Source organism: Acidovorax sp. IB03 (assembly GCF_016406015.1).
GTDB classification, from domain to species: Bacteria; Pseudomonadota; Gammaproteobacteria; order Burkholderiales; family Burkholderiaceae_C; genus Acidovorax; species Acidovorax temperans.
Map to the genome: position 1 here is coordinate 1 of NZ_JAEFCH010000064.1, position 8,258 is coordinate 8,258.

Genomic DNA, 8,258 nt, shown 5'->3' on the forward strand with positions numbered 1-8,258 from the left:
CGCTTTGAGCGGCTCACATCCCGAATGCCCCCGGCTTTGCCGGGGGATGGTTACCCGAGGCGTCTTTGACACTATAGAGTTTGCCCATGGACCCTGTTGACACGACGTTCTCGCCGCGAGACGAAATAAGTCTCTTCATGCGGAACGTCTTTTCGATGTGCTCTTTCAGTAGTTTTATGGCTGGAATTTCCTTGATGAGCGACGGCACATAAAGTGTTCCATTCATAGGGCCACCGCCCGCACCAAGGCTCCCGTTCTGTGAACGGAATCGATACATTAAGGACGCTACTTGTGCTGTAGATGTGAGGTTGAATGCGTAGCTCAACGGTCGCGTAAAATCTCTGTATGCAGCCAATACCTCAAGATTTCTCCTGGTGTAGAAATGATGCTGCCTTGTGATGCCAACACTTAATGGATCACTTGTCTTATCGCCCTTTGGAATGCTCTCACTTGGAACATAACGAGTAACAGGCAGTGCTTCGATCTTCTCGATCAACGCAAGATCGGCTGCGTCTGGACGTTTTGTGAAATATGACTTTCCGACTGAGTAATGAATGAGCGCAGGCCGACGCTTAACAGAACGCCGCTCCTCACCGGTTACCGGATCTATCTGCGTTACGAAAAGTCGATCTAAAGACTTCTTGCCCAGATGCTTCCCACAAGAAGGGCAATCAAATTCATCTTTGACTTGGTAATCAACCTTATCTACTGCCGTATCCCAATAAATAATTTCAGATGCGCACTCAGGGCATGAGAAAGCATCCGACCATACTGTGTAGTTGATGCGCCCAATGCGACCAGTCAGATGGGGGTGGCTTGAGGCCTCTATCTCACTTAGGGCTAAATTAATCTGATCATCGGTGGGCTGATGCAGCGTTTGAAACATCCACCCAAACTCAGTTTCAATCCGTCGAATTACATCGCTAGCCCGTGCATCTACCGCATCAACATCGATTGGCGAGTTGTAGTTATGGGATATATAGGTGGCTGCGGTTGATAGATCATTTAAGATTGCGTGACGCTCACCTAGTTTAGAGAATATGGTCCACGCGGCACCTTTACTGTCACTGGTTGGCGCGAGAATGTTTTTGTTCTGGTCAACTCTGTACCCAAGGGATTCAACTACTGCTTTATCCCCGCAAAGCCTTGCAGCTACACCCGTCATCCCAGTTCCGGCAAATCCATCCAGGACAAAATCACCCGGCATCGTGTAGTGCAGGATGTACCGCATGATCGCCTTGTGTGGCACCTTTGTGTGATAGCTATGTGCTGTGTAAATTGGGTCGTTTTTTCCCTCACTTACATCAGATGTAAATGGTTCCTTGCTGTACTTCTCAGCAGATTGGTATGGCCTGCCATGAGTTTTGACGAAATCTTCGATGAAGGGATTCGGGCAAGCTGTGTAATACGGCGGATCAGAAAGTGCCAGGATGTCTTCATCCGACCCGATAGGAAAACCCTCGATCTTCCGGAACGCAGGGTCTTTGAGCTTCTCGGCAAGCAGCTTCAGGTAGTGCTCGCGGCGAGCCTCATCGCTCGGGAAGGTTTGCCCGAGACATTCAACCGGGCCTGACTTGGCCGCGTGGTTCTGGAAAAGATCACTCATCAGTCATTCCTCAAATTCTTGTTGTCATGGTCGGGTGATCACGTCGCGTCACTCGATTACGAAGCGCAGCTTGGTGGCGTCCTTGCCCTTACAGCGCTCGTTCATGAAGGTGTCGAAGCGCTTGCGCAGGTCGTCCGGCGTGGCCGGCGAGCCGCCTTGCAGCAGCGCTTGCTTGATCTCGTCGCCCTTGACCGCGATCTTCTCCAGCCCCGACAGCGCCTCCTGCACCGCGTTGGCGAACTCGCTGGTCATCGGGTCTGGCAGCTTGCGTGAGGCCAGGAAGGCGTCAATCAGCTTCTTGGACGCGGGCGGCAACAGGCCCAGGCTGTCCTGCGTGAACGGGTCTTGCAGGTTCTCCAGCAGGGTTTGCTGCCAGTTGGCCACCAACTGATCCAGGTCATCGTCGAGCTTGTGCAGGCGGTTGGCCGCCGGGATCAGCTCCAACTGCTCGGCAGACGGGCGGAACTGGCAGTGCGGGCATACCGCCGCTGTCGTCAGCGTGGGCTCGTCCAGCGACGAACAGCTCTTGAGGCCGTTGAGCGACTCCTCAAAGGCGGTGAGCTGACTGGTGGGCATCAGCGACACGCCGGCCAACACGCGCAGCGCCAGCAGGCGGTCATCTTTGCGTAGGGCGTTGCGGGTCTTATCTTCGGCCACGCCCAGCCGGGCCTTGCTGTGGCTGGCGATGTAGGCGGTGATGTAGTCCTTCTTGAGCAGGTTGAGCGTTTGCCGGCCATTACCCAAAATCAGGGCGGCGTGCTCGGCGGTGCGGTCCTGGCTGATCTTCTCGAAGATGTCCTTGCGGGCGGTCTCGGCCTGCTTCACCCACGGGTGCTCAGCGGGCAACACCATTTCGGCCTGCGAGAGGTAGGACGCCGTGCTGCCCAACTCCGCCACCAGTTCGAGCAGGCGCTCGACGGCGGCCAGGATCTCCAGATTCTTCTTCAGGGAGTCCAGGTCTTCCTGCGTGACGCGCAGGTTCTTGAGCTTGCCAACGGTGTTGTAAGGCGCCAGCGACTCGGTGAACTTCTTCAGCGAATCGAGCCGGGCGTGCCAGTCTTTGGCTTCTTCTTCGCGCAGCAGGTTCTGGCCCCAGAAGCCGAGCTTGCCTTGTTGTAGGTCGGACCCGGCCTTGAGGACGCGCGGCACCAGCGCGCTGACTTTTTCCTGCAACTTGATGACCGGCTCGGTATCGCCCTGACTGGCCTTCTGGGCCAGGCCGGACGGCAGGTCGAACAACTCGAACAAGGCACGCAGCACCGCCAGGTTGATTTCCTTGGGCGCCTCAACGTGCTTGAACTGCTTGAGTTCCTCCAGCGAGCGTTCTGCCAGCTGGGTCAGTTTGCCGGAGTCGATCTTGTCGCCGGTGATCGACAGCACGATGTCGCCGGAGTAAACCAGCCCGCCCAGTACGGTGACCAGCAGGTCGGGTTCCAGCCGGTACTTGATCGGCGCGAAATACTCGACGTCAGACGTGCCCGACAGCAGTTCGCTGCGGTTGAGCACCTGGCCGTGGCCCTTGGCTTTGAGGCGGTTCAGCACTTCCTGCGCGTAGCGAGAGTTGGCCGGATCGACGCGGTCGCCATCGAGCAGTTCCAATGCATCGAGGATGGCAGCAGCATCTTTGGTGCGGGTGCCGCCAGCCAGTGCTCGCAGTGCATTGCCTACCAGTTGCTTGCGGTTGGCTTCGGTGACCAGCACCGAGAAGGTGGGATATTCCGGCGAGAGATCGACGAAGCGCTGGCCCAGCACCAGGCCCGAAATGACGTTCACCACGTCGCGGAAGTTGATGCGTTCGTCCGCACCGAGCCGCGCCCGGTCACGCAGCGACACGCCTTTGGCCCACTCCTGCAGGTTCTTCTTCTTGCCCTGATAGGTGACCTCGAAGGCAGTCATCTGCTTTTCCTGCAGCCACTTGCTCATGGCGCGCAGGAAGTCCTGTGCCTTGGAGAGGTAGATGGCCTTGGCGCCGCCGCTGGCGGTGGAGGCCAGATCGAGCGCCGCCGCGTAGGACGACAGGTGCCGCTTGAGATCATCGTCCAGCCCGGTGAGGCGAAAGAACACCTCGTCCGACAGGTTGTTGTCGGCGAACTTCGGCTTGTCGAAGGGCTGGATGAAGTAGATGTAGAAATCGCGCTCGGGCTGGGCCGTGGGGCGATCGTTCGGCGCCCCGAAGAACAGGTAGCCCATGCGCTCGACGCGGCGCTCCTGCCATTCGAGCTGGTACTGCCAGATCTGGAAGCCGGGGTAACGCAGGTCGTCGCTGCACTCCATCAGCGCCTTGATGGCGCTGTAGTAGGCGCGGTCCAGCGCGTCGTCGGACAGGGCTTCGGCGCGCTTTTCGATCTGCGCATCGTAGTCGATGTCCTTCTTGAGGTCGAGGTAGTACTGCTCGGTGTCCGGTGCCTTGGAGATGAACTGGCCGTTGACGGTCTTCAGCACTTCCCGCATGACGGTCTGGACCATCGACAGCAGGTTCTCGGCCGGATCGCCCGGCATGTCCTCCACGCCCGGCTGGAACAGACACAAGGCGTCTCGTAGCTCGGCAGCCGTGGGGCCAATGGGTACATGGATGTCGCCGCCCGTGGTCAAGCGGTGGACGGCCAACGCGTTGATGACGCGCAACGCCATGGCTTTGTAGGCCGGGCGCGTGAAGGCCTGCTGCACGCGGGACTCCAGCACTTCGGAGACGCGCATGACCTCTTTGATGTTCGGGTCAGCGCGCAGAACCGAGTTGGCCTTGACAGTGTTCCAGAAGCTCTCGTAGCTGATGAACAGCGGCTTGTCGGTGGGCACGTCCTGGTCGAGGATCGCCAGCATGGCGGACTCGATGGTCTTGAGCGCGCCGCGCTTCTCGGTGAAGTGGATCTGCTCGAAGGTCTTCAGGTAGTCCGGGTGAACCGGGAACAACCGCACGTATTCGTCCATGCGCTCGTTCATGGAGCCGTAGAACTTGGCGAACGGCGTGAGGTATTCGCGGATCTTGTTCTGCTGGTCGGCCGTTTTCTTGAGCAGGCGCGCGGAGACGACGAAGCTGACGTCCTGGCGGTCGATCAGGATCTGCGTGAAGCGTTCGTTGACCCGGCGCATGCTGTCGGCGACGTGCTGGAAGCGCACACTGTCGAAGATGGCTTCCTGCACACCAGCCACGAAGCGGAACTTCAGGTGCTTGGTGACCTCGCCGATCTGACGCAGGATGGCCAGGTCCTGCACCAGTTCGTGGTCGCGACGGGACTGCAGGTACTCCAGGAACTCATCAACAACCAGCAGCACGCCCTGGCCCGGGAATTTCTCGCCGAACGCGGCCATCATCTCCTCGAAGGAGTCCTTGTTATTGAGCTCTTTGTCGGCGGTCGGGAAGGTGTAGTCGACGCCGATCTTTTCGAGGAAACGCTCAAGCTGCAGGGTGATGATCTGGCGCAGCGGCATCTGCAGCCCGCCCACCTCGATGCGCAGCACCTTGAAGCGGCCAGCAATCGGGGCAACCGCCTCGGCCACCTTGGGGTGGCGGATCATCGGCGCGTAGGCCGCATCCTCGGCCACCAGCGACAGCACCGACATCAAGTGCGACTTACCGGTGCCGTAGTTGCCGACGATCAGCACGCCCTTGTGGTCGACTGAGTCGTCGAAACTGAGCTGGGGAACCATGAGCTTGGAGATCCGCTCGGCCATATCGTCGGAGATGACGTATGTCGCGACGAGCTTCTTGGCCTCGTCCGGGCGTCCGGCATCGAGCAGCTGAATGACCGACTCGATCTGCTCGAACTGGATCAGATCTCCGTATTTCATGTTCTTGGCCATATGGTTCTCTCTTCCCCGTAGCGTCAAATTTCGAGTACGACCACGCCGTCGCGGCTGTAGTCACGATGTTCTGGATGGCTCATGTCGGCGTACACCAAGCGATCACCGCGCAGCTCGCCAGGCCAGACGGCCACGACGCGCTTGGAGTGAGCCAGCCGCCTGACCAGGTCAAGCGGATTGATCTGCAGGCCCGGCTCGAACAGCAACTCGAGGTTGTCGAGCAGCAGCGGATCTTCAGTTCGTTCCTTGTCCGCGATCTCCCGCAGCAGTTCGCCTGCCGAGAAGCCGCGCTTGTTGTTCGGCGTGGCGGCCAAACGGCGCCCCAGCTCCAGGCCGACGTTGAGCGGCTCGATGTTGAGCTTGGCGCTGAGTTGGCGAAGGAGTTGGGTCTTGCCACTGCGGCTGGGACCGACCAGCAGGATCAACTTGCTGTTGAGGTCGCCGATTTCGCCGATGAGTCGTTCGAGCTTTGCGATCACGTGCACCTCCCATCTTCCGTGATTCCGGATGTGTGCAGTGCGCGGTGATTAAATCGATGCATCGTCATGGTTTACTCGAACAGCCGCTTTTGTTTCACGACGTAGCCCGCTGGCTTCTTCTGCTTTTCTAATACGCCTTCGTCGACCAGACGCTGCAACCATGCCTTGGCCTGCGCGTTGGAAACATCCAACGCGGCCGCTACTTCGGCGTCTTTCATCGGCGTACTCAAGAGTTGCTGAATCGCTGCGCGCACGGCAGCGAAGAGCACTTCGGCAGGGGTCGATTCCGGCTGCGGAGATTCCTTGGCCTCGTCTATCGGCGCTACGGCCTCTGGTGTGACTGGCGGCAGTTCTTCCGATGCCTCAGCGGGTGGCTGCGCATCGGAAACAACGTCGACCGGTGCCGATGACTCACTCGCGGCCTGGGGCGCTGGCGCGGTGTCGGGTGGCACGGGCGTCGTTGGCTTGGTATCAGCCGACGATGGGTCTTCGTTCGAGAACAGCGCAAAACCAACCTGTGGGGATGCCGTCGGCGTCGGCGTCGGCATTGCCACGTTGAACACGTCCTCGAACGAATCCACGTCTTGCGGGTTTGGCCAGGGAAGTGCGCCTTTCTTTCGCAAACCATCTAATCCGGCTGAAGACTCGCCCGTCGAACGAATGAAGACCGGGACGAACTTGAGTTTGTCGAGCTGCTCGACAGCACCCGCCCAAGTGCCACCTTTGTTGAGATCGGAACTGACCACCAGTGAGGTGTCTGCCAATGCATAAATCAGCTTGTTCCGCTGCATGGCGTTGCCCACATTGAACCCGGCACTCGGGTCGTAGGGCGAAATCAGGACCAGCTGCCCATCCAGCAACAGGTTGCGGTGCTCGCGGTTCATGGTGGTCTTTTCCAGACTGTCCGCCAGAACGCCACAAACTTTTCCACCTCCCTCAAGCGCACCTCGCATGGCGGCCTGATCGATGCCCTTGGCGCCACCGGAGACAAGCGTTCTGCCTGCCCGAGCAGCGAGCCGGCCAACTGCCATGGTGTAGTCGATGAGGGCGTCGTCCACATGCCGCGATCCGACGACGGCAAGCCCACCGGTTTCGAGCAAAGCCATGTCGCCACAGCCGTAGAGCACTGCCGGCGCATCTTCACGAAGGCGGGTCTTCAAGCGACGCGGATACTCGGCGTCGGCGCGACTGACCACCCAAATGGCGCGCGCTTGCCAGCGCTCGATCACTTGGCTCAGCAGGAATCCGCGCCCCAGCAATTTCTGCAGGCGGCCCTCGTCAATCACCGGCTGGCACGCGCGCAAGATCTCAGCTGCGTCCGGCGAGAGGAGATCCGCAGGCTGACGCTGGATCTCGCGCAAATGACGCGCGAGACGTTTGTATTCACCAGGCGAGAGCAGATCCGATGACGCAGAGCCTCGTCCGGCAATGAGCGGCGCAGTCAGCAGCAAGATCGCCTGGGTGTTGGGAGAGAGGACTGGCGTCATTCGTCGTGCCCCGTCTGTGAAAGGGCCATAGGCCAAACCGCGCCGCTACCGCTTTTGCGCAGCAGCCATGCAGACACCGTCAGCGTCCAGCGCGAGTCGACCATGTCATCAACCAGGAGGACCGGGCCGAGAGGAATGGGCTGGCCGTTGAGTGCGAGCGAACCATCAATGTTGCGCGCCTGTTGTGTACTGTTTGCCATCGTTTTCTGTTCGGGCCTTGCGTCTGTTTTTGCGATGACCATATGAAACGGCAGACCCAGCGCAGCAGCCAAGCGTTGCGCGAAATTCGGCACCAATTCGGGATGCCGAAGCGAAGGAACGCAGGTCACCCAGGTCGGGCTCGGCTGCGGATTCCACTCTTGAATCATCTTCACGCACGCAGCAACGAGGTCATCGGAAAAGTGGCCGTCGTGGTACTTACCCTGTCGAACCAAGCCGCCCCAACCGGCATCACCCCAGACGCAGAGGGCTTTGCCTGGCTGCGCTTGATAGGGAATGGTGGATGCGGTGTGAATTCCGTACTGCGGCATTCCCCCCACGGGCCATTTTTTGCGAGGCTCGATGGGCAGACTTGTGCGACAAAGAAATTCCTCGGCTTCCCGAACCAGCAACTGATCTACGTCTTCTGACAGCGGCGGCAACGACGGTGGGCTGACGGTGCTTGAATCGCCATCAAGCGCATCAATCAGAAAGCCCATGTGCTGCCCGAAAGGCCGAGAGACGTACTCCTGCATTTGCTGGAGTTCGGCACGCCTCAATTTGGTGAGCCGGTCTGCTCGCGCCCAGAATCCGTCTCCTAGCTCGGCTGCAGTAAGCTGCCACTTCGTACCTGTCGCATCCCGGACGATTGCATAGACTCTAAACGCTATCCACTCTTCATAGCCC

At 59.3% G+C, this 8,258-nt stretch carries 4 protein-coding genes and 1 pseudogene; all 5 read right to left on the minus strand.

Translation table 11 applies throughout. From position 1 onward, the window contains the following. Window positions 1–13: 13 nt before the first annotated feature. Window positions 14–1,606, minus strand: a complete 1,593-nt coding sequence (locus IHV84_RS19680; RefSeq protein WP_198848113.1) for a DNA methyltransferase — start codon at window positions 1,604–1,606, stop codon at window positions 14–16. A 48-nt stretch (window positions 1,607–1,654) separates the two neighbouring features. Next, the gene (locus tag IHV84_RS19685) at window positions 1,655–5,407 is read right to left on the minus strand and encodes a DUF6079 family protein (RefSeq protein WP_233100145.1); all 3,753 of its coding nucleotides are present in this window, start codon (window positions 5,405–5,407) and stop codon (window positions 1,655–1,657) included. A gap of 23 nt (window positions 5,408–5,430) precedes the next feature. Beyond that, entirely contained in the window at window positions 5,431–5,886 is a 456-nt protein-coding gene (brxF, locus tag IHV84_RS19690) for a BREX-3 system P-loop-containing protein BrxF (RefSeq protein WP_370541325.1), read from the minus strand. Between the two features lie 71 nt (window positions 5,887–5,957). Further along, window positions 5,958–7,373: a DNA-processing protein DprA gene (locus IHV84_RS19695; protein ID WP_198848116.1), complete on the minus strand. Its 1,416-nt coding sequence runs from the start codon at window positions 7,371–7,373 to the stop codon at window positions 5,958–5,960. Beyond that, window positions 7,370–8,258: pseudogene (locus tag IHV84_RS20555) on the minus strand (ATP-dependent DNA helicase RecG); the annotation flags it as partial. The gene IHV84_RS19695 and the pseudogene IHV84_RS20555, both read right to left, overlap by 4 nt.